This is a genomic window from Anaerobacillus sp. 63XJN7_4_ISO-PGPR-S23-413, from assembly GCF_056173725.1.
In genome coordinates this window covers 3,436,352-3,461,732 of the sequence record NZ_CM149688.1, presented here as the reverse complement: position 1 = coordinate 3,461,732, position 25,381 = coordinate 3,436,352, and the positions used below count along the sequence as shown (strand labels likewise).

General features: G+C 39.2%; 26 protein-coding genes and 1 pseudogene. 23 read left to right on the top strand and 4 right to left on the bottom strand.

The window, feature by feature from the left end; genetic code table 11:
• Positions 1-7: 7 nt before the first annotated feature.
• Entirely contained in the window at positions 8-1,294 is a 1,287-nt protein-coding gene (locus tag AC0VYO_RS18150; protein ID WP_430244829.1) for a hemolysin family protein, read from the bottom strand.
• A gap of 355 nt (positions 1,295-1,649) precedes the next feature.
• Here AC0VYO_RS18150 and AC0VYO_RS18145 point away from each other — a divergent pair, with 355 nt between their 5' ends.
• From AC0VYO_RS18145 to AC0VYO_RS18125, 5 genes and pseudogenes are all read left to right on the top strand, one after another.
• Entirely contained in the window at positions 1,650-2,246 is a 597-nt protein-coding gene (locus tag AC0VYO_RS18145) for a TVP38/TMEM64 family protein (RefSeq protein WP_430244828.1), read from the top strand.
• A gap of 85 nt (positions 2,247-2,331) precedes the next feature.
• Positions 2,332-2,634 (top strand): EthD family reductase, encoded by a 303-nt coding sequence (locus AC0VYO_RS18140; protein ID WP_194218840.1) that lies wholly within the window; start codon positions 2,332-2,334, stop codon positions 2,632-2,634.
• A gap of 110 nt (positions 2,635-2,744) precedes the next feature.
• The gene (locus AC0VYO_RS18135) at positions 2,745-3,362 is read left to right on the top strand and encodes a flavodoxin family protein (RefSeq protein WP_194218841.1); all 618 of its coding nucleotides are present in this window, start codon (positions 2,745-2,747) and stop codon (positions 3,360-3,362) included.
• Between the two features lie 377 nt (positions 3,363-3,739).
• Positions 3,740-3,844 (top strand): annotated as a pseudogene (locus tag AC0VYO_RS18130) (YjcZ family sporulation protein); the annotation flags it as partial.
• 119 nt (positions 3,845-3,963) lie between these two features.
• Positions 3,964-4,050 (top strand): YjcZ family sporulation protein, encoded by an 87-nt coding sequence (locus AC0VYO_RS18125; RefSeq protein WP_136948892.1) that lies wholly within the window; start codon positions 3,964-3,966, stop codon positions 4,048-4,050.
• Positions 4,051-4,093: 43 nt separating this feature from the next.
• Here the strand turns inward: AC0VYO_RS18125 and purU are convergent, their stop codons facing one another.
• Positions 4,094-4,960: a formyltetrahydrofolate deformylase gene (gene purU, locus AC0VYO_RS18120; RefSeq protein WP_475367943.1), complete on the bottom strand. Its 867-nt coding sequence runs from the start codon at positions 4,958-4,960 to the stop codon at positions 4,094-4,096.
• A gap of 285 nt (positions 4,961-5,245) precedes the next feature.
• Between purU and AC0VYO_RS18115 the strand changes: the two genes are divergently transcribed.
• From AC0VYO_RS18115 to AC0VYO_RS18085, 7 genes are all read left to right on the top strand, one after another.
• The gene (locus AC0VYO_RS18115) at positions 5,246-6,007 is read left to right on the top strand and encodes a DeoR/GlpR family DNA-binding transcription regulator (protein WP_475367942.1); all 762 of its coding nucleotides are present in this window, start codon (positions 5,246-5,248) and stop codon (positions 6,005-6,007) included.
• A 218-nt stretch (positions 6,008-6,225) separates the two neighbouring features.
• Positions 6,226-7,233 carry an LLM class flavin-dependent oxidoreductase gene (locus AC0VYO_RS18110; RefSeq protein ID WP_475365815.1) on the top strand — a complete coding sequence of 336 codons (1,008 nt, stop codon included), beginning with the start codon at positions 6,226-6,228 and terminating at the stop codon, positions 7,231-7,233.
• Between the two features lie 87 nt (positions 7,234-7,320).
• On the top strand, positions 7,321-7,668 hold the full coding sequence (locus AC0VYO_RS18105; RefSeq protein ID WP_194218846.1) for an IDEAL domain-containing protein: 348 nt from the start codon (positions 7,321-7,323) through the stop codon (positions 7,666-7,668).
• A 70-nt stretch (positions 7,669-7,738) separates the two neighbouring features.
• On the top strand, positions 7,739-8,155 hold the full coding sequence (locus AC0VYO_RS18100) for an RrF2 family transcriptional regulator (RefSeq protein WP_194218847.1): 417 nt from the start codon (positions 7,739-7,741) through the stop codon (positions 8,153-8,155).
• 71 nt (positions 8,156-8,226) lie between these two features.
• On the top strand, positions 8,227-8,727 hold the full coding sequence (locus AC0VYO_RS18095) for a Crp/Fnr family transcriptional regulator (protein WP_475367941.1): 501 nt from the start codon (positions 8,227-8,229) through the stop codon (positions 8,725-8,727).
• Positions 8,728-8,843: 116 nt separating this feature from the next.
• A complete protein-coding gene (locus tag AC0VYO_RS18090; RefSeq protein ID WP_194218849.1) occupies positions 8,844-9,479 on the top strand; it encodes a nitroreductase family protein in 636 nt (211 codons plus the stop codon).
• A gap of 219 nt (positions 9,480-9,698) precedes the next feature.
• Positions 9,699-11,453 carry an ABC transporter ATP-binding protein gene (locus tag AC0VYO_RS18085; RefSeq protein ID WP_475367940.1) on the top strand — a complete coding sequence of 585 codons (1,755 nt, stop codon included), beginning with the start codon at positions 9,699-9,701 and terminating at the stop codon, positions 11,451-11,453.
• A 38-nt stretch (positions 11,454-11,491) separates the two neighbouring features.
• Here the strand turns inward: AC0VYO_RS18085 and AC0VYO_RS18080 are convergent, their stop codons facing one another.
• Positions 11,492-12,844: an alanine/glycine:cation symporter family protein gene (locus AC0VYO_RS18080; RefSeq protein ID WP_194218851.1), complete on the bottom strand. Its 1,353-nt coding sequence runs from the start codon at positions 12,842-12,844 to the stop codon at positions 11,492-11,494.
• A 196-nt stretch (positions 12,845-13,040) separates the two neighbouring features.
• Between AC0VYO_RS18080 and AC0VYO_RS18075 the strand changes: the two genes are divergently transcribed.
• The 8 genes from AC0VYO_RS18075 to AC0VYO_RS18040 all read left to right on the top strand — a co-directional run bounded on the left by AC0VYO_RS18075 (position 13,041) and on the right by AC0VYO_RS18040 (position 22,300).
• Positions 13,041-13,808, top strand: a complete 768-nt coding sequence (locus tag AC0VYO_RS18075; protein ID WP_475367939.1) for an SDR family NAD(P)-dependent oxidoreductase — start codon at positions 13,041-13,043, stop codon at positions 13,806-13,808.
• A gap of 416 nt (positions 13,809-14,224) precedes the next feature.
• Positions 14,225-16,156, top strand: coding sequence for an endonuclease MutS2 (locus tag AC0VYO_RS18070; RefSeq protein WP_475367938.1), 1,932 nt, complete (start codon positions 14,225-14,227; stop codon positions 16,154-16,156).
• Positions 16,157-16,285: 129 nt separating this feature from the next.
• Positions 16,286-16,657, top strand: a complete 372-nt coding sequence (locus tag AC0VYO_RS18065) for a VOC family protein (RefSeq protein ID WP_430244812.1) — start codon at positions 16,286-16,288, stop codon at positions 16,655-16,657.
• A 229-nt stretch (positions 16,658-16,886) separates the two neighbouring features.
• Positions 16,887-17,354 (top strand): divergent PAP2 family protein, encoded by a 468-nt coding sequence (locus AC0VYO_RS18060; protein WP_194218855.1) that lies wholly within the window; start codon positions 16,887-16,889, stop codon positions 17,352-17,354.
• A gap of 261 nt (positions 17,355-17,615) precedes the next feature.
• Complete coding sequence (locus AC0VYO_RS18055; RefSeq protein ID WP_475367937.1) at positions 17,616-18,719, top strand: NADH:flavin oxidoreductase; 1,104 nt, start codon at positions 17,616-17,618, stop codon at positions 18,717-18,719.
• A 191-nt stretch (positions 18,720-18,910) separates the two neighbouring features.
• Positions 18,911-19,960, top strand: coding sequence for a GGDEF domain-containing protein (locus AC0VYO_RS18050; protein WP_475365806.1), 1,050 nt, complete (start codon positions 18,911-18,913; stop codon positions 19,958-19,960).
• Positions 19,961-20,042: 82 nt separating this feature from the next.
• On the top strand, positions 20,043-20,681 hold the full coding sequence (locus AC0VYO_RS18045; protein ID WP_226615180.1) for an SDR family oxidoreductase: 639 nt from the start codon (positions 20,043-20,045) through the stop codon (positions 20,679-20,681).
• A gap of 209 nt (positions 20,682-20,890) precedes the next feature.
• On the top strand, positions 20,891-22,300 hold the full coding sequence (locus AC0VYO_RS18040; RefSeq protein WP_226615179.1) for an alanine/glycine:cation symporter family protein: 1,410 nt from the start codon (positions 20,891-20,893) through the stop codon (positions 22,298-22,300).
• Between the two features lie 76 nt (positions 22,301-22,376).
• Here AC0VYO_RS18040 and AC0VYO_RS18035 read toward each other — a convergent pair whose 3' ends face one another.
• Positions 22,377-23,345, bottom strand: a complete 969-nt coding sequence (locus AC0VYO_RS18035; protein ID WP_226615178.1) for a class F sortase — start codon at positions 23,343-23,345, stop codon at positions 22,377-22,379.
• Positions 23,346-23,531: 186 nt separating this feature from the next.
• On the opposite strand from AC0VYO_RS18035, the gene AC0VYO_RS18030 reads away from it, so the two are divergent.
• Genes AC0VYO_RS18030 through AC0VYO_RS18020 form a run of 3 tightly spaced genes read left to right on the top strand, consistent with a single transcriptional unit; the run spans position 23,532 to position 25,381 of the window.
• Positions 23,532-24,302, top strand: coding sequence for a hypothetical protein (locus AC0VYO_RS18030; RefSeq protein WP_430244802.1), 771 nt, complete (start codon positions 23,532-23,534; stop codon positions 24,300-24,302).
• Between the two features lie 3 nt (positions 24,303-24,305).
• Complete coding sequence (locus AC0VYO_RS18025) at positions 24,306-24,686, top strand: GntR family transcriptional regulator (RefSeq protein ID WP_226615176.1); 381 nt, start codon at positions 24,306-24,308, stop codon at positions 24,684-24,686.
• Positions 24,683-25,381, top strand: coding sequence for an ABC transporter ATP-binding protein (locus AC0VYO_RS18020; protein WP_430244800.1), 699 nt, complete (start codon positions 24,683-24,685; stop codon positions 25,379-25,381). Before AC0VYO_RS18025 ends, AC0VYO_RS18020 begins: the two co-directional genes overlap by 4 nt.

The following is a 25,381-nucleotide window of genomic DNA, read 5'->3' as shown; positions in this document are numbered from 1 at the left end:
GCTTTTCTTATACTTGTTGCTTAATTTCTAATTCTTTAATCTGATGTCCATCAACTTCACGAACTGTAAATTGATAGCCTTCTACGGTAAATGATGTTCCTTGTTCCGGTTCTATATCATGAGTTAGGATCCAGCCACCAATTGTATCCACTTCTTTATGATCAATTGATGTTCCGAGTAGCTCATTGATATCACTAATTAAAGCTTTTCCATCGACGATTGTTTGTCCATTTGAATCTTCTCGTATAGGCGCTTTTTCATCAAAATCAAATTCATCTTGAATTTCGCCAACAATTTCTTCAAGTATATCTTCAACTGTAACGAGTCCGGCCGTTCCACCATACTCATCGACGACGATCGCGATATGATTGTGACTCTTTTGCATTTTCGCTAGTAGTGTCTTAATATGGGCAGTTTCAATAACGTGATTAATGGGGTGGATGTATTCATTAAGTATAAGCTCTTCGCCCCATTTGTACTGTGTTAAAATTTCTTTAATGTTAACGACCCCAACGATTTTATCTTTATCCCCATCAGCGACAGGATAACGTGTATATTTACCATTCTTCATGATTTCAAGATTTTCTTCAGTAGTGTTGTCCAAAAATAGACAGGTCATTTCCGTTCTTGGAATCATGATTTCTCGGGCCATTCTTTCATCAAATTCAAAGATATTATTCACAAATTCCATTTCGGATTTATTGATTTCCCCACTTTTGTAGCTTTCAGATAAAATGAGTCGAAGTTCTTCTTCAGAATGGGCTTGTTCATGTTCATTCGCTGATTTAAGACCAAATAACTTTACCACGCCTCTAGCTGAACCATTTAATGCCCAAATAAACGGATACATTATACGATAGAACCAGATAAGTGGACCAGCTAGAAGTAAACTAACAGCTTCCGCTTTTTGAATTGCAAATGTCTTCGGAGCAAGCTCACCAAGAACAACGTGTAGAAAGGTTATAATCGCAAAGGCGAGCGCAATCGTAACTGGTGTAGCGATTGAGTCAGGAAGGTTAATAAGCTCAAATAAAGGATGCAGAAGCTGTTCAACGGTTTCTTCACCAAGCCAACCAAGAGCTAGCGCTGTAATGGTAATACCTAATTGACATGCTGAAAGATACCCATCTAAGTTACCAAGTACCTTTTGAACGGCTTTGGCTTTCTTGTTTCCTTCACTGGCAAGTGCATCTATTCTCGTTCTTCGAATTTTTACGATCGCAAATTCAGATGCTACGAAAAATGCCGTTAATACAATTAACAATAGAACAGCAATTACTTTGATTAGTTCCAATAAGGCCCTTACAGAGTTGTAAGGGTTCACCTCCTATGTAATAGTTATTGTAACGTTATTATAACGATGTTTTCCTCTTTTGGGGTAACGTAAAACAAAAAAAATCTACCTCAATGAGAATGTTTGAACGCTCAAGGTTGTAAGAAATAGATTTTATCATTCATAAGATGCTATGATCATTTTTGTGACCATACCTTACCAACCTGATAATGATATCGTGAGCGTTTATGTTATAGTTTTTTCAGAATCGGGGTTAATTATGAAAAAGTCCACCAAACCCTTGATAGGGATAGGAGTATGTCTCCTAATCGTTATTATAATCATCTTTTTAATCAATCCACCATGGTTGGCTCAAATGCGTTCATTTATTTCGCTTGATTCACTCCCTCTGCTCGCTGATTACTTTCGCTCCTTAGGAATATGGGCGCCCGTTATTAGTATTGCTTTAATGATTGCGCAAGGAATTCTCGCGCCGCTCCCATCCTTTGTCATTACAGCAGCTAACGGTCTCGCTTTTGGAATTCCACTTGGCTTCCTCGTTTCTTGGTCAGGTGGAATGGCAGCTGCTCTCGTGATGTTTTGGCTAGCAAGATGGTTTGGAGCCGCATTTGTTGAAAAAGTAACAAAGAAGAGCGACATTCTTGAAAAGGCCAATCGGTACAGCGGGAAAAATGGTTTTTTCTTAATACTCGTTGCCAGATTAGTCCCGATTGTATCGTTTGATTTTATTAGCTTTCTTGCAGGGTTAAGTCGCATTTCATTTCGATCGTTTGCGTTAGCTACTGCGCTAGGTCAAATTCCTGGAACCATTTTATACACAATTGTAGGTCATGATTTAGCGAACTTAGAAAAGTACCAAACGCGGTTTATATGGGCAAGTGCGATCATCATTGTTCTGCTTCTATTCGGGAAAATGAGGTCGAATCGAAAAAAGCTAAGCGGATCAGTATAAACTTTAGCGGTGCATATTACTTTCTTATCAGCTTCACTGACCTTATGATGTAGATGAATAACTAAATCAATGGGAGCGATGAAAAGTGGCAAAAATCATAGTGATTTATCAAGAACCGAAAGATGTCGATGAGTTTAAGAACTATTATGAGAACAATCATATGGCTCTTGTAAAGGATGTTCCGAACGTTACGAATGCTGAAGTTAACTATGTGACGGCAGCAATGAATACAGACAAGAACTATTTCTTAACAGCTACTATTGAATTTAGTTCAAAAGAGCAATTAGAAGAAGCAATGCAGTCACCGGCATGGGCAAAAGTATCAGAAGATGGACAAAACATGATGAAGTTCTTAAATGAGGCTCCATTATTACTTATAACAGAATAGCAAAGGAAAGAGCACTTGGATCTTATTTCAAGTGCTCTTTTGTTTAAGTTTTTTTCTAGGAGGTAAATAGTTGGTAGGAATAACCAAAGGTGAAGGAGGAGTTTATTAATATGAAAGCACTATTTCTAAATTGTTCTCTTAAAACGAGTGAAACGACTTCTAACACGGATGCTCTTTATCAAGAAGCAGAAGCGATTTTTAAGAAAGAGGGAATTGAATCTGAAAGCATTCGCATAAGCGATTATAAAATCGCTTATGGTGTTTCGGAAGATGAAGGTCATGGAGATGAATGGCCAGTTATTTTTGAAAAAGTAAAAGAAGCGGATATTATCATACTAGGTACTCCTCTCTGGCTAGGTGAAAAGAGTAGTGTCGCTACGCTTGCAATCGAGCGATTATACGGAGGAAGCGGATTAACAAATGAGAAAGGGCAGTCGTTATACTACAATAAAGTAGGCGGCGTCGTGATTACAGGAAACGAAGATGGTGCTAAGCATGCAGCGGCTTCTGTGCTATACGGGTTTTCTCATATTGGCATTACCGTTCCTCCAAACGTAGATGCTTACTGGGTTGGAGAAGCCGGACCAGGCGCTTCTTATATCGAAGCGAACGGTCAAAAGAATGACTTTTCTACCGGTCATGCGAAAACAATGGCGTATAACTTAATTCATTTTGCACGAATCTTTAATGAAAATCCTATTCCTGCTAAAGGGAACACGATGGAATAATGCAATGAGCTAAGCCTCTTCCAATAGGAAGGGGCATTTTTTAGGCTATGGTAATGATTATTGAATGACGGCTCACTCGAGATCTCAATAAGATGATCTGGTTATGAATTGGAAAACGAGAACGCGAATTCACCGGCGCGCCCAGAGTCACATATGTTATTAAACGACCAAATACGGGGGGATCTCAGTGGATGAACTGATTTTGTTTCTGATTCTTTTCATTCTTCTTGTCATTATTTTACTTGCTGTAGCAGGCATTATTTAAGCGTGACAAATAAGTAGAAATGATAATTCTATCTAACTATGGACACCAGCCTAATCCTTCTTTTTCTTACGACATATAGTATTAGTAACCTTCCAGGAAAGGGGGTTTTCTAATGAGTGGTGGAAAAGAGCAAGGGCATGGCGGAGGCTACGGTAAAGGCTTTGCGTTGATCGTAGTATTGTTTATTCTTTTGATTATCGTTGGAGCTGCGGCAGTTGGTGGAGCTAACTACGGCGGTCAGTGTGGTGGTTACGGAAAAGGTGGCTACGGCGGTTACGGCGGAGGATATGGCTACTAAACCTTTCTTGTTAAATTAGCATGAAGGGAGGGATACGCATGAGTTACGGTTATGGTCAAGGTTTCGCGCTAATCGTTGTATTGTTCATTCTTTTGATTATCGTTGGCGCAGTATGGGCTTACTAAAATAAGCAAAGCACCCGATTCGGGTGCTTTTTCTTATGGAACATTATTGAAAAACAATTGTTTTGTTGCCGTGAACAATAACACGCTTTTCAAGGTGCCATTTCACTGCGCGATAGAGGACGATGCGTTCGATGTCTTTGCCATGTCTTTTCAAATCGTTCACATTATAACGGTGAGTAATACGAGTGATGTCCTGTTCGATGATTGGACCTTCATCAAGCTTTGCATTCACATAATGGGCTGTTGCCCCGATAATCTTGACGCCTCGATCAAAGGCCTGTTGATAAGGGTGACCACCGATAAAGGCTGGTAGGAATGAATGATGAATATTAATGATGTCGTTGTGATAAAGGTTAATAATTTCTTCAGGTATGATTTGCATGTACCTTGCAAGAATAACCGTATCGAACTGTTGCTCTTCAAGTAAATGAAGATGTTCAGCTGTTGCTTGTGCTTTCGAATCTTTTGTCACTGGAACATGATAAAAGGGGATCCCAGCGCTTTCCGTTAATTCTTTAAAGTCTAGATGATTACTAATAACCATTCCAATTTCCGCATGTAGCTCCCCCAATTGCCATCTCCATATCAACTCTTGAAGACAGTGATCTTCTTTCGTAGCAAAAATAGCGAGACGAGTTTTTTTAGAAGAAGCCGTTATGGACCATTCCATTTGAAATGGAGATGCCGTTTCTTCAAAAGCCCTTTTAAGTTCTCCTAATTGTTCGTTTAATTGAGGGTGGCTAAATTCGATGCGCATAAAAAAGTGTCCCAAAACAGGATCGGTCGAATGCTGATCAGAGTGAATAATATTTGCACCATTTGTGAATAAAAACGTTGAGACAGCTGAAACAATTCCTTCTCTATCTGGGCAAGATATTAATAAAATGCCTTTATCTAAATTTCCCTTCATCATTAGCCTCCATTTATCTAGTAAATATTTTCAATAATACATTATTTCAAGGTAAAGCGCAAAAGGATTTTATGGTCTAGGATTTTTCTGTGAACTGACTGTTTAAGTTCTATCTTGTTTACCATTGTAATGATGCGAAAAATCATCATGGGGCAATAAGAGGAAATAATAAGAATAAGCAGAATTACTTATAAAAACTTATATAAAATCGAAAACACTTAATAAATATTGATTTATTACTTACGAAAACTTATAATGTAAGTGCATGGAAATGAGGTGTAGGCAGTGTATCAAGAAGAAAGAATGCTAGCGATTTTAGATCATCTAAAAAAACACGGAAGAATATCTGTAGATCAAATTTGCGAGTTATTTCAAGTGTCAAGAGACACGGCGAGACGTGATCTTGTGAAGCTTGAAGAAGAAGAAGCCGTTACGAGGACAAGAGGTGGAGCCGTACTTCCTCAGCTTCGTCATGAGATCCAGTCGTATCATGACCGCTTAAAAGTTGTGTCAAAGGAAAAACAGCGAATAGGCAAAATGGCCGCAGGATATGTTAACGCTGGTGACGTGGTTATTCTTGATGCATCCACAACCGTTCAGTCATGCGCTGAATTTCTAATTGATAAACAAGCAACAGTGATTACAAATTCCATTCATCAAGCAGATATTCTATCGAGCGGAAGTCATATTGATATTCATCTTCTTGGAGGCAAACTCGAGAAAGATCATCGTTTCCTATATGGTTCGGCTGTAGTCGAAAAGGTGGCGACCTACAATGCAGATATTGCTTTTATAGGAGTTATAGGAATCTCAAAGCAGGGATTAACCATTGCTCATGAAGAAGATGGAATGGTGAAAAGAAAGATGATTCAACAATCTCAGTATGTTATCGCACTTGCTGATAATTCAAAGTTCTATCGTTCTGAGTTTTTTACTTTTGCTCATCTTGAAGATATTGATCTTATTATTACGGATCAAATTCCTGAAGAGAAAGTGCAGGAAATGCTAAGGCGACATCAGGTTAAGCTCGTTGTTGCAGAGACTTAAGTTTCTAGAATGACGTCATATAAAGAGAGCTTATGATTTTCTAAAGAATGGACCGGCGTAACCAATTGGGCGTGACGGTCCGTTTTTTTGTGTCTTAAAAGGGTAACTACTAGTATGAAGAGGTTCATCTAATAGTAAGCATATTTATTGGTCAACAATTTTTCATCTGATAAGATAAACTGTAATGATGATTTTTACATTAAAGGAGCGGAAAGAATATGAAGTTAAGCGTACTTGATCAATCACCTGTATCAAGAGGCAATACGCCAACAGAAGCACTTAGAGAAACAACAGTACTTGCACAAGAAGTTGAGAAGCTAGGCTTTCATCGATTCTGGGTTTCAGAACACCATAGTACGAAGAGTCTGGCTGGGTCTAGTCCTGAAGTCCTGATCTCACATCTGGCAGCGAACACAAAGCGTATGAGGATTGGCTCTGGTGGGGTGCTGTTACCACATTATAGTCCATACAAAGTAGCGGAAAACTTCCGTATGCTTGAAACGTTAAATCCCAATCGTATTGATCTTGGGCTTGGACGCGCTCCAGGAGGGATGCCGAATGTTACAAAAGCTCTCGCTGGGGGAAACAGTATGGGGATTGATAACTATTTAGAGCAGGTGAACGAACTAGCTGCCTATTTAAAAGGGGAAGACCCTGAGAGAATGAACGTACGAGCAACACCGCTTGGAAGTACGGCACCTGAGATGTGGTTGTTAGGATCAAGTGGGGCAAGTGGAATGATGGCAGCGCAGCGCGGACTTGCGTTTACCTTTGCACATTTCATTAATGGATATGGTGGAACGAATGTGGTTGACAAATATCGTTCTCGTTTTGTACCATCTGAATTTAACGAGACACCGAAAACAAATGTAGCTATATTTGTCATTTGTGGTGAAACAGAAGAAGAAGCAGAATATTTGGCATCTAGTTTGGATTTATCGATCTTATTAATCGAACAAGGAAAGTCAGGTGACGGATTTCCATCCCCTGATGAAGCGCGTAGCTTTCCATATACAGTGTTTGATAAAGAACGGATTCGGGAAAACAGAAAAAGAATGATCGTAGGTAGTCCGACCCAGGTGAAAAAACAAATTGAAGAATTAGCAAATGCTTATCAAACAGATGAAGTGATCATTAATACGATTACACACGATTTTCAAACTCGACTGAAGTCTTATAAACTCATTGCAGATGCATTTCAAATAGATGAGAAACCCTCTTCTTGACAAAATGAACTGTAATAATTAGAATTACACTATACCTTGACTCAGTTGGAACACAAACTAGTCTTCCAAATAAGGAGGTAAATGATGATGAATCAATTACATCAACAAACTCAATATCAAAAAGGTGATTGGGTAAAAGGAAAGTCAGTCCATGATGAACTAATTCATGGATATGTTGAATCTGTAAATAACTATCTTGGAACGATTAAAGTATTTGTTCTAGAATGTGATAATCCTGAAACTGTAGGAAAAGTAATCGAAACTTTCCAGAATCGTATTTCCCAGCTGGAGGAACCAAATTTTGAACAGGATGAATCCTTCTTGTTAAACCTTATTGAAGTTTCTTTAATTACGAAAGATAAACAATGGTTCATGGAACTTTCTGCACAACTTAAGCAGCTTCGACATGAGTCGGAGGAAGCAGTTCCCTGTTAAAATTTTCTTGCCAGCTACAAAAGAAGTACGATAGGATGGAAGTGGAAGAAAGTGTTGGGAGGCGCTGCAATTGAATAGTGATTTTACTCTCGCCGTACACAGTCTGGCTTTGCTCGCAATTAAGCCAGGGCAGATGGCAACTAGTGATTATCTTGCCGGAAGTGCTTCTGTCCATCCCGTTCGTATGAGAAAAATTCTTAGTTTACTCAAGAAAAACGGTTATATCGTTTCAAAAGAGGGTGCTGGAGGTGGGTTTACTTTATCTTGTCGTGTAGAAGATGTCACGCTTGATAAGATCTATAACCTTACTTCTATAGGTACTCTCCAACCAAGGTGTCCTGATTCGAATCAGTATTGTCTTGTGGGAGCGAATTTATCAAATGTACTGGGCGATATTTTCACAGATGCTGAGAATCATTTAACAGCATTCTTGAAACAATATACGATTCGTGATATTATTCAAAGCCTAAAACAAAAACAATTATAAGTAATTGTTTTTGTTTTATATCTTAACTGTAACAAAAAAAGTTTCAATAAAAACGTTGGGGGTGAGCAGACATGAGTACAGGTCTGATGGTAAGAAATGAAGGAAGCAAGCTTAATATGAAAGATTGGAATCGATTAGAAAGATCCGGTCAGCTAATTAAGAGAAACAACGGAAGATTTTTGATAAAGCCAGAACATACAAATCGCGATGTATATATTATTAAAAGTGGTAGTATTGCCATTTATCATGCGGATAACATGAATGAGTCTCTAGCAGTTCTTGGGCCGAATGATGTTTTGGGCAATCGCTCTATTTTTGTACATCAAAACTTGTATGCAAAAACAATAACTAATGTTGAGCTCATTCAACTTGATCAAACGTCCTATCGTGCTTTGTATCTGGCTTACCCTGAATTAGCAATTAAACTAACAACGGAGCTATCAAGATTAAAATTAATCATTGATTTTCCTGAACGCACAGCAACTTCTTTTGTGAAGCAGGTTAAAAACGGATTTCAGAATTTGATTAATAAAAATACTAGCAAAAAGGGAAGATACTGCCACAATTGCTAATGATTTTTTGTTTTCTAACTGTAATGATATATGTTACATTATAGTGTGGGTGAGATAGGTTATTAGACCATCAATAGAGAGAAATTTTATGGATAGAAAAAGGAGAGAAACAAACGATGTCTGTTAGTGTACAAGAGAACAATCGTGTTCTAGATGTTATGAAAGATCGTCATTCTGTAAGGAAATTTGAAAAAGGAATCGAAATTCCTGAGGAAGTTATGAATGAGATTTTAAATGCTACGATTGAAGCTCCGTCTTCTTGGAACCTTCAACATTGGAAGTTCCTTGTTATTGAAAGTGATGAGCAAAAAGAAAAGCTACTTCCAATTGCTTTTAATCAGCAACAAATCGTAGATAGCTCTGCTACTATTGTTATTCTAGGAGACCTTGAAGCAAATCTACATGCTGAAGAAATTTATGGCCAGGCAGTTGAATTAGGATTCATGGAAAATGCTATAAAAGAAACGCTTGTTAGCCAAATCAATGGCGCTTACGAAAGAGAAGGCTTTGCTTTAAGCGAAGCAATCAAGAATAGCTCATTGGCTGCAATGCAATTGATGCTTGCTGCAAAAGCAAAAGACTATGACACGGTGGCAATGGGTGGTTTTAATCCAGTTGCCCTTGTAGAAGAGTTTAACATTCCTTCGCGTTATGTACCAACAATGCTTATTTCTGTTGGTAAAGCAGCTGTTGAAGCGCATGGAACAGCTCGCTTCCCACTTGAGCGTGTTGTCGTGAAAGAAAGCTTCTAATCTTAAATCATGTTAAAGGAAGGGCACTGTCCCTTCCTTTTTTCTGTCTTAACAAAGTCTTGATAGCCAAACGCAATAGCCTCACTATACTTATTTTTCATAGTGTTTCTAGCGAGTGTGTATTTGAGAAATAATGAAACGTCGGAATGATTTCCATTCCGTTTTCTGATTTAACGATAAGACAAGGTATACTAAGGAGAGATCGTAAGGGGGAATATAATGGAACAAAAAGCAAATACGGAGAAAAAAATGAATTGGCGCGGACTATCAAAATTAATTCGTGATACAAATCCTTCAAAGTCTCTTGTAGCACTTGCTATTGCATTGAGTATGATTGGAACCGTAGCTGGATTAATCGTGCCATTTTTTACGAAAAATCTAGTTGATCAGCTCTCAGGTAGCTCGCTATCTTCGGGAGTTATTACATTATTAATTGCTGCCTTTGTTGTTCAGGCGATCTTCTCTGGTTTATCTATGTACCTCCTGTTGTATATAGGAGAGACAGTGGTAGCTCGGTTGAGAGAGCGATTAATGAAGAAAGTCCTTTCTCTTCAAATATCTTATTTTGACAGCAATAGGGTTGGGGATACGACAAGTCGTATTGTGAATGATACTGGAGTAATAAAAGATCTTGTCTCGAATCATTTAATTAGTTTGTTAACGAGTACGCTGTCGATTGTCGGTTCTATTGGGATATTACTATACCTTGATTGGAAATTAACAGCCATTTTACTTGCGGTTGTCCCTATTATGATGATTGGGATTCGTTTTATCGGAAAGCGAATGTATAAAGTATCAAAGGGATTGCAGGAAGAAACGGCTAAGTTTACAGCAACAATCACACAAGTATTATCAGAAGTTCGTCTTGTGAAATTCTCGATGGCAGAGAATGTGGAAGAAGAGAATGGGAAAAATGGCATTAAAAATGTCTTCTCTTACAGCATGAAGGAAGCGAAAATCTATGCCCTTCTTATGCCTCTTATGACGTTATTGTTAATGGGGGTTCTCGTCGTCATTGTTGGCTACGGTGGCGTTCGCGTATCAACAGGAGAACTATCAGCTGGTGAGCTTGTCGCTTTTCTTTTATACCTTTTTCAAATTATTATTCCATTCAGCTCAATGGCAAGGTTCTTAACAGCAATCCAAAAAGCAATGGGTGCAACAGAACGTCTGCAATTTTTACTTGATCATGATAGTGAAGAACGACTTAGCGGAGATGAAGTTGAAGATCCAGCAAAGATGCTTTCATTTCATAACGTTGAATTTTCCTATGGGAAAGAACTTGTGTTGAAAAAGGCTTCCTTTGAAGTACCACCAGGTAAAATCACTGCAATAGTTGGTCCAAGTGGTAGCGGTAAAACGACTACATTTTCATTAATTGAACGATTTTATCAACCTCAAAAAGGTGAAATCGCACTTGGCGGAAAAAACATTCATGAATTTTCACTTGTTTCATGGCGGAAGCAAATTGGATATGTCTCTCAGGAAAGTCCGCTCATAGCAGGAACCATTAAAGAGAATATTGTCTATGGGCTAGAAGAAGATGTTTCAGATGAGAAAATTGAAGAGGCAGCAAAGCAAGCTTATGCCCTACCTTTCATTCAAGATCTTCCAAACGGTTTTGAGACAGAAATTGGCGAAAGAGGAATCAAGCTTTCTGGTGGGCAGCGACAGCGGATTGCAATTGCAAGAGCGATTGTTCGAAATCCATACATTCTTTTGTTGGATGAAGCTACATCTAGTCTTGATAGTACGTCAGAAGTTCAGGTTCAACGTGCGTTGAACAATTTAATGAAGGGACGTACGACGATTGTTATTGCTCATCGTCTTTCGACCGTTGTTCATGCCGATCAAATCTTAGTTATGGAAAACGGTATTGTATCAGATCAGGGCACACATGAAGAGCTATATATGACAAGCCGTCTTTATAAAGAGCTTGCTCAGCAACAGTTTCAAATTGAAGAAAGTTTATAAGAAAAGGTGTCGGGAGCTCCCGACTCCTTTTTTAAGTATTAATTAGATACACCCGTTGAATGCGCTTCTCTCTTTTCTTCCTTCACTTTCTCCAGGAAGCGTTTTGTCTCAGCGACAACAACTCCTGAAAGACCGAGAAGTCCAATCAAGTTTGGTAGTGCCATTAAGCCATTGAAAATATCAGCTAGAAGCCAAACAACGTTTAGTTTTAATGTTGTTCCGACAAAAACGGCCAATACGAAAACGAGACGATAATATTTAATCGACGCGTCTCCAAAAAGATAAGAGAAGCATTTTTCGCCATAGTAAGACCATCCGAGAACAGTTGAATAAGCAAATAAAATAAGACCTATTGTAACGATAAGTGCTCCAGGAACACCCAGGAATTTCTCGAACGTCGCTGTCGTTAAGGCTGCTCCGTTCAAATCTCCACCATAGAGATCACCCATAACGAGCGCGATTCCAGTGATGGAACAGACAACAATCGTATCAATGAACACCTGTGTCATAGAGACAAGTGCCTGACGTCCTGGGTAATCGGTTTTAGCAGCAGCTGCCGCAATTGGCGCAGAGCCAAGACCAGCTTCATTCGAAAATACTCCACGTGCAACACCATAACGAATTACGGCACCAATGGCACCACCAGCAGCAGCTTCACCTGTAAAAGCGTCTGAGAAGATAAGGGAAACAGCAGCAGGAACAAGGCTAAGATTCATAAAGATCACGACTAATCCACCAATAACATAAAATAAGGCCATAACTGGAACAAAGTAAGCCGTCACTTTACCGATGCTTTTAATCCCACCGAGAATAACCATTCCAGTAAAGAACATTAGGACAAGTCCAGTAATCCACGGAGCGATCCCGAAAGTAGCGACAGCATCTGCTACTGAGTTGGACTGTACCATATTTCCGATTCCAAAAGCTGCGAAAGCACCAAAAAAGGCAAAAATCATCCCAAGCCACTTCATATTAAGTCCTTTATCAAGGTAGTACATCGGCCCACCGGACATTTCACCATTCGAATTCACCGAACGGTACTTAACAGCAAGGATTGCCTCAGCATATTTCGTTGCCATTCCAAAGAGAGCACTGATCCACATCCAGAGAACGGCACCAGGTCCACCAACAAAAACAGCCGTTGCGACACCGGCAATGTTTCCTGTTCCGATCGTAGCGGCAAGTGCCGTCATCAAAGCCTGGAAGTGAGAGATATCCCCTTCTGCGTTTTTATCTTGTTTCTTCGTGAAGGCTTGCTTCAACGCATATGGAAGCATGGTAAACTGGAGAAACCCAAGGCGAATAGTGAGGTAAATACCCGTTCCCACAAGTAGGACGAGCAGAGGCCACCCCCATACAAATCCACTAATGTTATTTAATGCTGCTTCCAATAAGAACTCCTCCTTTATGTATCTTAATACTAAATATTCTAACAAATTACCACAATTACCTTTCAAATACAAAATAATTTTTTTAGGATGCTGTCGAATAATGATACAAACAAGGTTTTTACATCATCATTGAAGCACTCTAATGGATGGAAATAAGAATATTTTGTATGGTAGATAAAGTAGAGGAGGATGCTAGATGAAGTATTTTGATTTCACAAATAAAGTGGCCGTCGTTACAGGTGGAGGCAGAGGGATTGGCAAAACAATTGCACGTGCTCTATCCGAAGCGGGAGCTACTGTCGCCATTGTTGGTAGAACAAAAGAAGTTCTTGAAGATGCAGCAAAAGAAATAAGTAAGGAAACAAATAGATCAGTCGTTGCATTTGTAGGAGATGTCACGAATGAGGGAAGCATTCAGCAAATCATAAGTGACATTCATGAAAGCATAGGGACAATTAACATTCTCGTTAATAATGCTGGGAAAACTGTTCGAAAAACAATTGAAGATCTTGAAGCGGATGAATGGGACGATGTGATGGAAACGAATGAGAAATCAGTTTATATGATGACTAGAGCAGTTCTCCCTGATTTAAAAGAAGGCGAAGGATCTAGGGTTATTAACATTGCATCGATGGCAAGTGAAGTTGGACTTCCTTTTTCCACCCCGTATGGCCCAAGTAAAGCGGCTGTAGTGCAATTAACAAAACAGTTATCACAGGAACTCTCCCCACTTGGGATCACTGTTAATGCGATAAGTCCTGGCTTTATTAAAACGCCGTTTAACGAAAAAGCATTAGAGAATCCTATTCTTTTAAATAAAATCAACGGAAGTAATCCGATGCATCGAGTTGGTCGGTTAGATGAATTGATTCCAGCCTTTTTATCTCTTGCATCACCGTATGCGAGCTATACGACCGGACAAAATATTGTTATTGATGGCGGAACGACTTCACACGCTTTCTAAAGAGCAACTTGAAAGAACAACGATTCCCATTTATAATAAATGTAACCTGAAAAGTAAAAGGGGCAAATTTTATGTTATCGGTGATTCTTAACTAACGTAATTTTATAGATGGATTGGCTTTTAAAGTAGCATGTATTCTATGCTTATTTAAATATGCCTTCTGTCAATTTAGTTAAGAACACAGAAAAGCTCAAGAATGACAACAACCATTCCAGCTGCGCTCTGTGCGCAGCTTTTTGTATGCTTTTTAAGCATGGGGGGGGATGGGTGTCGTCTACCCTTTTATAGAAGAGCTACGAATGAACCTGTGTTCATTCGTAGCTCTTTTTTTGTTGGAAAGGAAGTGACATGTATGTTAATTGAATGGAAGTTTTTCTTAAGATGCGCGAACATATACGAATCGAGGAGGAAGAACATTGAACGAACAAACTATGGTAACACTTGAATTTGATAAAATTCGAAGCGAAGTAGCTCACTATGCCCTTTCAGAAGAAGCAAAAAGTGAGATCCAGAAAATGAGACCGTTGCACGATAAAGAGGTTGTGCAAAATCGATTAAATGAAACGACAGAGGCGAAAGAAATTATTAAGAAAAGTTCAAGCGTCCCTCTTCATGGTCTTCATGGCATTATCCAGGTGATGAAACAATTAAACAAAGGTGTTCCTTTACGGCCAGATCAGCTGATAACTGTGCTTGATTTAATCGAAAGCGGCCGGAAACTGAAACAGTTTATGACGGGGAAAGAATGGCTGGCGCCTACAATTTCAACTTATATCTATTCTCTTTATGAGATTATGGATCTTGAAGAAGAATTGAAACGAGCGATCAGAAATGGTGAGATTGATGATGCAGCGAGTAAGGAGCTTGGGAGAATTAGAAAGAAAATAACCGTTTATGAAGAACGAGTGAAAGAAAAACTGAATCATCTTCTGCGTTCATCTTCGAAAAGGAAAGCACTTCAGGATACGATCATCAGCGATCGAAATGGCCACTATGTTGTCGCTGTGAAGAAAGAATATCGGAAACAAATAAAAGGAATCGTTCATGACCAATCTTCAAGCGGTTCGACTGTATATATTGAACCTGAAGAAGTTCGTAAAGTTCAAATGGAATTAAATGAAGTAAAGGCAGATGAATACTTGGAGGAACAGCGAATTCTAAGCAGATTAACTGGAGAAGTGGAGCGATATGCGCAAGAGATCTCAATCAACATTGAAACAATGACACACTACGATTATATTTTTGCAAAGGCGAAATATAGTGTAGCGATTGATGGCAATCAAGTAAAGCTATCAAGCGAGCCAATACTTGAGTTACAAAATGGTCGTCATCCCTTACTCTCTCATGAGGCTGTACCGCTTTCCCTTGAGTTAGGGAAAGCATATAAAGGACTTGTGATAACCGGTCCCAATACTGGTGGAAAAACCGTATCAATTAAAACAGTCGGGCTTCTTTCAATGATGGTGCAATGTGGTTTACACATACCTGCTAATGAGTCTTCTGTTTTTGGGATTTTTGGATCAATATTAGTTGATATTGGAGACGGACAGAGCATTGAACAATCGTTGAGTACTTTCTCTTCTCGAATATCGAACATTATTTCCATTTTACAAGCAGCAGCGCCGGATTCTCTTGTTATTCTGGATGAACTTGGTTCGGGTACAGATCCCGGTGAGGGGATGGGTATTGCCGTTTCTATTTTAGAACAATTGAATCGTCTGGGGTCAACTATTCTATCCACAACACACTATAGTGAAATGAAAAATTTCGCTTCAGCTCATCCAGATTTTGAGAATGGATCAATGGAGTTCGATCCAGAGACATTGCGTCCAACGTTTAAACTACGGATGGGTGTTCCAGGGGAAAGTCAGGCATTTGCCATCGCATTACGTCTTGGTATGCATCCGAATATTATTGAGCGAGCTCATGAAATCACGTATCAAGAAAAGCAATCCTATCGAGAAGGGTTCAACCAAAAAGATCACTGGCACTATGAGCAGCAGCTAAAAAGTAAAAAAATAGAGAAACCGCGAAGCCAGAAAAAAGTGGAGGTCGAGAAGATTTTTGAGAATTATTCGATTGGAGATAGTGTAGCGATCCCTTCGTTGAAAGAGAAAGGAATCGTTTATAAACCAATGGACGATTTTGGGAATTTGATTGTAATGATAAATGGCCAAAAAGAAACGATTCATGCGAAGCGTGTAAAACTACTCTTGCCTGCCAGCGAGCTTTATCCGGAGAATTATGATTTTGATATCCTATTTGAAACTGTTGAGAACAGAAAGAAAAAGAAATTGATGAATCGCAAGCATATTGATGGTGTGAAAATTGATTATGAAGAGTATTGAAAAGCAAAGAAAAAATTCTAGTTTGGAACCACACTATAAGTAACTTTATCTTAATCCAATTAAAAGAAGGTAGGAAAGGAGGGAATAGAGAAGAATCTTTTATAGCAACGATAATGAGGAGGTATAATTATGAATTTCGGAGCTTTTTCTGTAAGTTTAAGTGTAAAGGATATCCAAGCCTCAAAGCATTTTTACGAAAAATTAGGTTTTCAATCGTTTGGAGGAGATATTTCTCAAAATTGGCTCATTATGAAGAATGACAGTACCGTCATTGGCCTGTTTCAAGGGATGTTTGACAAAAATATTCTAACGTTTAATCCAGGTTGGGATGAGAACGCTGAAAATCTTGAAGTGTTTACAGATATTCGAACACTTCAAAAGCAGCTAAAAGAAAACGGAGTGAATATTCTTTCTGAAGCGGATGAATCAAGTGAAGGGCCAACGAGTTTTACAATAGAAGACCCTGATGGCAATCCCATTCTTGTTGATCAGCATAGATGAAATCGAGAATCGATTGTATCAGCTACTAAAGATTTCTTTGATTGCATGAAAGAAATTTGAATGTAAACATTGGAAACCATTTTATATTCAGTGAAAAGTGAATTGAATGTAAGCGTGGTAGATTTCCTGAAAAACAATTTCTCTGCGTAAAATTCCTTCCTAAAGGGTAATGCATCTAATAGAACATTCTGCTCAGGCAGAAAAGATGGCAAAGTGGAGGATGAGAGAGATGCAAAAAATGAACAGAGGAATTTTAACAGCAGTTTCCTCAATTGCGATTGCTCAGGGTTTGAAGATCCTAACTCATAAGGTGTTAAAAGGAGAATGGGATGTGAAGCAAGTTGCGACAACGGGTGGAATGCCTAGTTCGCATTCAGCTGGTGTTGCAGCCCTTACTTCTTACATTGCTTCAAATAAAGGATCTCGTCATACAGAAACGGCTCTCGCTACTATTTTCGGTGTGATTGTTATGTACGATGCCCAGGGGGTTAGGCGTCATACAGGAGAAATTGCTGCTCTAGTAAACGATCTAGAGGATAATCTAGCGACGATCTCTGGAGATTACCCTAGCATGGAATTTGTGGAAAGGGAAAAAGAGTTGAAAGAGCTTCTTGGACATCAACCTGTTGAGGTTCTAGGTGGAGCCATATTAGGGGCAGCTTTAGGCTTTCTTTCAGCTAAATATGAGAATAAGTAGTAGAGAGAGGAAATCATAGGCGCTTCGCCTATGATTTTTTTCGTACATTGGCATATCGCGGAAATAATCGCAAAATCGCGGATATATTTCAGTTTTCGCGGAAAAAATCGACTTTTCGCGGAAATATCCTAAGTATCGCGGAATTAATAGCTTTCTAGAGGATTCATCGGATCACCAGCACATTACATAAACAGATTTCTTTCTTTTGGAGAATGATTTTGAAATAATAATGAATGCAAACAGGTTAGAGGAGGAAATAAATTGACACATACAACGAAAACAACTGAAGCGTTATTTAGAACGTTCAATAGTGAAAAATTATCTTTAGAAAATCGCACAGTTATGGCGCCAATGACTCGAGGCTTTTCACCAGGAAATGTACCAGGTGAAGATGTAGCTGCTTATTATCGACGTAGAGCAGAAAATGGCGTGGGGCTAATAGTGACAGAAGGAACTGGGATTAACCATCCTTCATCGGTTTCAGGTGCGAGCATTCCTGTCTTTCACGGTGAAGAAGCACTAGCAGGCTGGGAAAATGTTGTGAAAGAAGTCCATGAAGCTGGCGGTAAAATTGCACCTCAGCTTTGGCATGTTGGGATGACCCGAAAAATGGGCGAACTGCCAAACGAAGAAGCACAACCAGTTGGTCCTTCAGGTCTAGCACTATCTGGTGAGAAGGTAAACGAGCCTTTGACAACAGAAGAAGTGGAACAGCTAGTTGAAGCGTATGCAGATGCAGCAGCAGATGCGAAGCGACTTGGATTTGATGCGATTGAACTTCACGGAGCACATGGTTATTTGATCGACCAATTTTTCTATGAGCAGACAAATAAACGGACTGACCGTTATGGTGGCGATCTTGTAGGGAGAACTCAATTTGCTGTAGAAATCATCGAAGCCTGCCGTCGTAAAGTGGGGCCAGACTTCCCGATTATTTTCCGTTTTTCTCAATGGAAAATGAACGATTTTAAAGCGAAGCTTGCGACTACATCTGAGGAATTAGAACAGTTCCTAACGCCGCTCGTTGAAGCTGGAGTAGATATCTTCCACTGCTCAACACGTCGTTTCTGGGAGCCTGAATTTGAAGGTTCCGAATTGAATCTAGCTGGTTGGACGAAGAAACTAACTGGTAAGCCAGTTATTTCAGTAGGCTCAGTCGGACTAGATGGAGAATTTACAAGCTTTGCTGGAGCAAATACGACAAGTCTTGATGGCTTGATTGAAAAGCTTGATAGTGAAGAGTTTGATCTTGTAGCAATTGGTCGCTCGTTATTAATGGACCCTGAATGGGTAAGCAAAGTACGTGATGGCCGCGCAGATGATTTATTACCATTTGATAAAGAAGCTCTTCAAAAATTATACTAAATATGTGAAGTGGTCATTATCTGACTGCTTATAATGAAAACCAAGTATTTCTCTAGAAAGAGGGATACTTGGTTTTATTCATAATACATAGGATAATAATGTTCTATTATTTTCCAAAAAATGCTAAGATAGGTGTAAAATCTATAAGTAAGAATGATTAAAAAATAACCATTATGGAAGTGACACGGCAGATGCAATCTTTATTAGCGAACTTTTCCATCTTATTATTTATGCACCTATGCATCCAAAGCGTATACTATCTTGCCTTTCAGAAGCGGTGGCCGAGTCAGGTTGTCGCTGTCGCGCACATATTCATTGTGGCAATCGGTATTATTTTCCTTTATATGTTGCCGGTATCGTTAGACGGGTATCTATATGATTTACGAACCATTCCTATGGTAATACTAATTCTGTACCATGGGTATCAATATGGCATTCCCGTGCTCATAATCATTACACTAGCTCGATTCGCTTTTCCAGGTGACTTTATTTACTTAGAGATCTTTTTCACCTTGTTAATCCCAACAGTTGTAACAATGCTAGTACGACAGAAGCTTTTTCGAAACCTCACATATTTGAAGCTGTTTTTTTATTTTGTTGGCATCTGGTTTATTTCAGATGCGATCGTTGGCTATATCATTTCAGAAGACATCACGCTCTATTCTTATTTAATACGGTTTATCTCCTTTCAGCTATCTGCCCTAATTATGTATTTCTTTATTCAAATGAGCACTAATAATCTTGAGATGAGTCAGCAACTTCGCTTTTATGCTGAACACGACTCTCTGACCGGATTACTTAATCTGAGAAGTTTTCTAAAGAAAGCGAAAGCTCAGGAGACTCATTTGATAAAAATGGTAGCCATGCTTGATCTTGATTTTTTTAAGCAAATTAATGATAAATATGGTCATCTTAACGGGGATCGCGTTTTGGCTGAATTTGCCATGTTCCTTTCAGATCAAAGCGATAATTGGCTCGTTGCACGATACGGAGGAGAAGAGTTTATTGTCATGCTTGAAGCATCAACGAAAGATGAGGCATATGATCGCATGAAGGATTTGCAGCACAATTTAAGTAAGCAGCGATTTATGACCGAGATGGGAGACGAAATAAAGGATGTTTCTGTTTCAATTGGATTAGCTGAACTCGATCTTGAAAAACCATTAATGGCATCCGTTGAACGAGCAGACAAGTCTCTTTACAGAGCGAAGAAAAATGGGCGAAACGAAGTATGCTTTTAGCATTTTGCACATTCGTTGGTTTAAAAAGATGAATTTGCGGAATATAACAAGTGTTAAGGTTTTTAAAGGAGGACGAATTGTCATGAAAGTACTCGTTATTGGAGCAAACGGACAAGTAGGAACACATTTAATTACAAAATTAGCAGAACGCGGTCATGAGCCAGTTGGTATGATTCGCGATACAGATCAAGTTAAGGCGATTGAAGATGCAGGCGGTAAAACCGTGCTTGGCGATCTTGAAAAAGATTTCTCACAAGCGCTGTACGGATGTGAAGCGGTTATCTTCGCTGCAGGTTCAGGACCGCACACTGGCGCAGATAAAACCATTATGATTGACCAGGAAGGTGCGATTAAAGCAGTTGATGAAGCGAAGCAACAAGGAATTAAACGCTTTGTCATGCTAAGTACTGTTGGATCTGATTATCCTGAAAAAGGTCCAGATAATATGAAGCCTTATTTACATGCGAAAAAACGTGCCGATGAGCACTTGAAAGCAACAAACTTAACTTATACTATTCTTCGTCCAGGTAGTCTTTCAAATGAGCCTGGAACAGGACAAATTAGAGCAGCCGAAACACTTGAAGATAAATCTGGTGAAATACCACGTGAAGATGTGGCTGCTGTTCTTACTGAAGTCTTGGAGAACAAGCATACGTTTAACCGAACATTTGAAGTTTTAAATGGCGATCAATCGATAAGTGATGCCATCGGTCAATTGTAAGAGCAGTTATCTAGAGAGACTTAACTTATGTTAAGTCTCTCTTTTACGTTGGAGAAAGTTACTAATTGAATTTCTTAATGGGCTATAGTAAAAATTGAATAGTGACTATTTCCCCAAATTTAAAGGTGGGAATTGCGCTTCAAGCTTACAAATGATAATGTGGTAAAGGTCAGTGCATGAAAGCGTTAACACAAAGGAGTAGAGAGAGAATGAACATCTTAGATTGGCTAGAGAAAATTAATGGAGTTCTTTGGGGAGCACCAAGCCTAATTTTATTATTTGGGACAGGTGTCTTTCTCACATTTATTCTGAAAGGACTGCAGTTTCGAAAGCTGGGATATGCTTTCAAATTAGCATTCTCAAAAGAAAAAGAAGAGGATAGCAGTGCTGAAGGTGACGTTAGTAACTATAAAGCTCTGATGACAGCACTAGCTGCCACGATAGGAAATGGTAATATTGCAGGAGTTGCTACAGCGATTACAATTGGGGGTCCAGGTGCGATTTTCTGGATGTGGATTGTAGGTCTTGTTGGAATGGCAACGAAGTATGGAGAAGCTTTACTTGCGATGAAATATCGTGTGAAAAATGATAACGGAGAATATGCCGGAGGGCCGATGTATTATGTCGAAAAGGGACTAGGGTCAAAATGGAAGTGGCTCGCTATCTCGTTCGCTTTATTTGGAGCGATTGCCTCACTCGGAATCGGAAATAGCGTACAATCAAATACAATCGCAAGTGTTGTTGATGAAAGCTTCCAAATTGATGGATGGGTAACTGGGATTATCCTTGCTGCACTTACTTCGCTCATCATCTTCGGTGGCGTAAAGCGAATTAGTTCTGTTGCAGGTTTCTTTGTTCCGATTATGGCGGTTCTCTACGTAGTTGGTGCACTCATTATTATCGTCATTAACATAGATGCTGTTATCCCAGCTATGAAGCTGATTTTTACATATGCCTTTTCACCTATATCGGCGGTAGGAGGATTTTCAGGTGTTATTGTAATGGAAGCTGTAAAATCAGGAGTTTCCAAAGGGATTTTCTCGAACGAAGCAGGACTTGGTACGGCTGCCCTTATTGCTGGTAATGCGAAAGCCGATCATCCAGTGAAACAGGCTCTCGTAGCCATGACTGGTACGTTTATCGTAACGATCATTGTTTGTACAATGACAGCCCTTGTGCTCCTTATCTCTGGATTTTGGGACCCAACGGGAGGAGACCTGTCGGGAGTCGTGCATGATCCGAATCTAGAAGCAGGTGCTTTGACTACGGCTGCATTTGGTTCAAGTCTCGGTCTGATCGGAGAGTATATTGTAACTTTCTCCGTTATTTTCTTTGGGTTCTCAACCATTATTGGTTGGTACGTATATGGTTATAAATGCTTTGAATACCTAGTTGGTACGAAAGTAACCATTTATTATGGAGCAGTATATGTATTGGCATGCTTTGTTGGTACAGTTGCGAACCTGACTACTGTTTGGGCTTTTGCGGATATGGCAAATGCTTTGATGATGATTCCAAACTTAATTGCGTTATTATTACTTTATAAAGTCATACGAAGCGAAACAGATGATTATTTTAATCGTTATCTTGTAGAATCTCAAATGAAAAAAGCGAGTTAATCATTTGATGTATAGAGACATTTTCTTCATTTAATGAAACTAAAGCGCAGCTGGAAAAAATCCAGCCGCGCTTTTGTTATTTCTCAGGAGTCATTTTTTTAGATGGAGCTGATTCGTTTCCAAATATATTTACAGAAGTTACATAGTATGAGGAGGTTGAAGCGTCGGGATCTGAGAAGCTCTTACGTTCAAGGTTAGAAATGCTCTCAATTTGCTTATAAACACCGTATGCGTCAGCTTTGTAAATGCGGTATCCTACAACATTTTCGTCGCGAACAGCATGCCATGATAAGAAATTCCCACTAACGCTAAGGTTTGTTGGAGCATCTGGAACTTCGTTAGGATCTACTTCTTTTTTCTCTTTACTCGGATCTTCCTTTAACTCTGTAGAAACAACAAGTCTCTCCTCATGTGTTCCTTTTGAGCGATTAAATGTTCCAACACACGTAATAAGATTCAACGTGCGTGAATCAGTTGTTCCGAATATTTTTTCGATAGGAGAGTCGTTGTAAGGATATCGTTCTTTACCAGTGACAACGAATGTCATTTTTTCCCCCTCTTTATCAGTCAAAATAATTTCGTCACCTTTTGAAAGCTTCTCAAGATAAAAGAAAATAGCCGGTCCTGTTTTACTATCTACGTGCCCAGCTAAGACAGCATTTCCTTTTGTTCCTGGTTTAAAGCCAGGTTCAAACCAACCAACTTTGTTGATGTCCTCGGGAACACCCATTTGTCCATTTTCTAATATACCGACATTTTCAACGGGAGCTTTAACATCGATTGCAGGAATCTCTACTTGTACAGGCTCCATTCCCTCTTGAACGTTTTGGGATTCTTTGGCTTCTTCGATTTTCTTCTTCTGATCATCAAGAAGAAGAAATTCGTCTGATAGCACATCTGGTTTCTCTATCTCTTCTACCTCTAACGCAGCATTCGTTTGTTCTTTTTCAACGGCTGTATTCGTTACGGGTTCAGCGTAGTTATTGTACCCTGCGAGTACGAGCCAAATAATCGCACCAACTACGAGCAATAAGACTTTTTTCACGTTCTTCACCTCTTTTACTTAAGTTATATCTTAGCATTTTTTATTGACTATACTCTTATATAGCTAACGAAATCAATATTCAAATGGATCATTTTTTTGTGAAATTGAAAATAAAAATATTGACCATTCCAAAGTACTGGTGTACTATGTAACTAATACACCAACACATTGAGGGGGAACTATATCATGAAGAATTGGAGTGGGTTATTACGAAAGGAATTTCGTGTTTCAAGAGCCCTTCTATTAGGCGTTACAGCGTTTGATTTACTAGTAATGATTGGATTTTTTCTTGCCTCTGCAAGATGGGAAATCCCTTATTTAACAGCTATTATTGGAGCCGTACTAACGGCGATGCACGTCTTCTTTTTGCCACTCTATTTATTAATTAGTCTGAACACTGAAGGAAGGAACTTACACCTCTGGCTACACAATCCACAATCAGGAGCTCGTTTACTCGGAGCTAAATTGCTAAATGGGTTATTAGCATTACTGCTATCTATTGGTATTGTCAGTAGTTTATCTCTTCTAGCTTATAACCTTGAACCTAGCCTCATTCAACTTCCAATTGATAATGTGTGGCTGTTCGGATTTTATTTTCTCACCGTTATTATTACAGGATCAGTCTATATGGGGGTTTGGCTAATCTTCTATTGGACTTTGTATCAAGTTCTGAAAACGTATATCGGCAAGTGGGCACTTCTTCTTATTCTCTTAATTGTTGGTTTTATCAGTTGGTTTGGTTCATGGTTGAGTGGGACTCGTCTTTATGAAGTGATGATCGAGTGGGGGTATGTGGAGCTACCGTCACCGTTAAATATGGAGGTTAGTCAGCAGGCATTTGAATTAACCGTTTCAACATTTCCGTTTGCAATTGGGAATGTAATATTTGATCTCATTACTATCATCCTTGTTTTCATAATGACATGCTGGGTACTTGATCGAAAAGTGGAGGTGTAAGGGATGGGAGAAGAATTTAATCCCTCAAAGCCGATTTACCTGCAGCTAGTGGACCGCATTAGCTGGGAGATTATTAAAGGGGAACGAAAAACTGGTGAAAAGCTTCCTTCTGTAAGGGATATGGCCATTCAATCAGGCGTAAATCCAAATACAGTGTCGAGAACTTACAATGAACTGGAGAGGATGGAGATTGTGGAGACGAAACGAGGGCAAGGGACGTTTGTAACGGAGCAAAAAGAAAGACTGACCGAACTTCGAGAACAGCTCAAGATTAACCACATCCAGAATTTCATTGATGAAATGAAGCAAATGGGATTTTCTCGAGAAGATATGATTGAAGGTATTCGAACTTACGTTACGAACGAAAAGGAGAATCAATCATGATTACATTCGAGAACGTATCTAAACGTTATCTTAGAAAACAAGCTCTATCAGATGTGAACGTAAGAATTCCTGAAGGGAAAATCATTGGCCTTGTTGGCTCCAATGGTAGTGGGAAATCTACTTTCATGAAGATAATCGCAGGTCTTGTAGTGCCTAGTGAAGGCAAAGTAATGCTTAACGAAGAACAAGTTTCGAGGCGTTCGGCAAATAAAGTTGCTTATTTATCAGAGTTAGACGCTTACTATTCATTCTTCACAGTGAAAGAGACAATCCGCTTTTTTGCAAGTCAATTTAGCGATTTTAATCTTGAAAAGGCCCACGATATTGTTAAATTTATGGAAGTGGATCAGGATCAAAAGGTGAAGCATTTATCTAAAGGAAATCGTGGGAGGTTGAAGATTGCTCTTACCCTTGCGAGAGATGTACCTATTATTCTGATGGATGAGCCGTTATCAGGTCTTGATCCGATGGTGCGAGATTCAATTGTGAAAAGTTTACTTTCTTTTATCGACTTAGAAAAACAAACGGTAATCATCACGACACATGAAGTAACGGAAATCGAACCATTACTTGAAACGGTTATTGCGATTCGAAATGGTAAGGTTCTCGCGCTCGAAGATGTTGAAACCATTCGCGAGCGAGATCGTATGAGAATAGTGGAGTGGTTGAAAAAGTTGTATCAAGAGGAGGGGTAA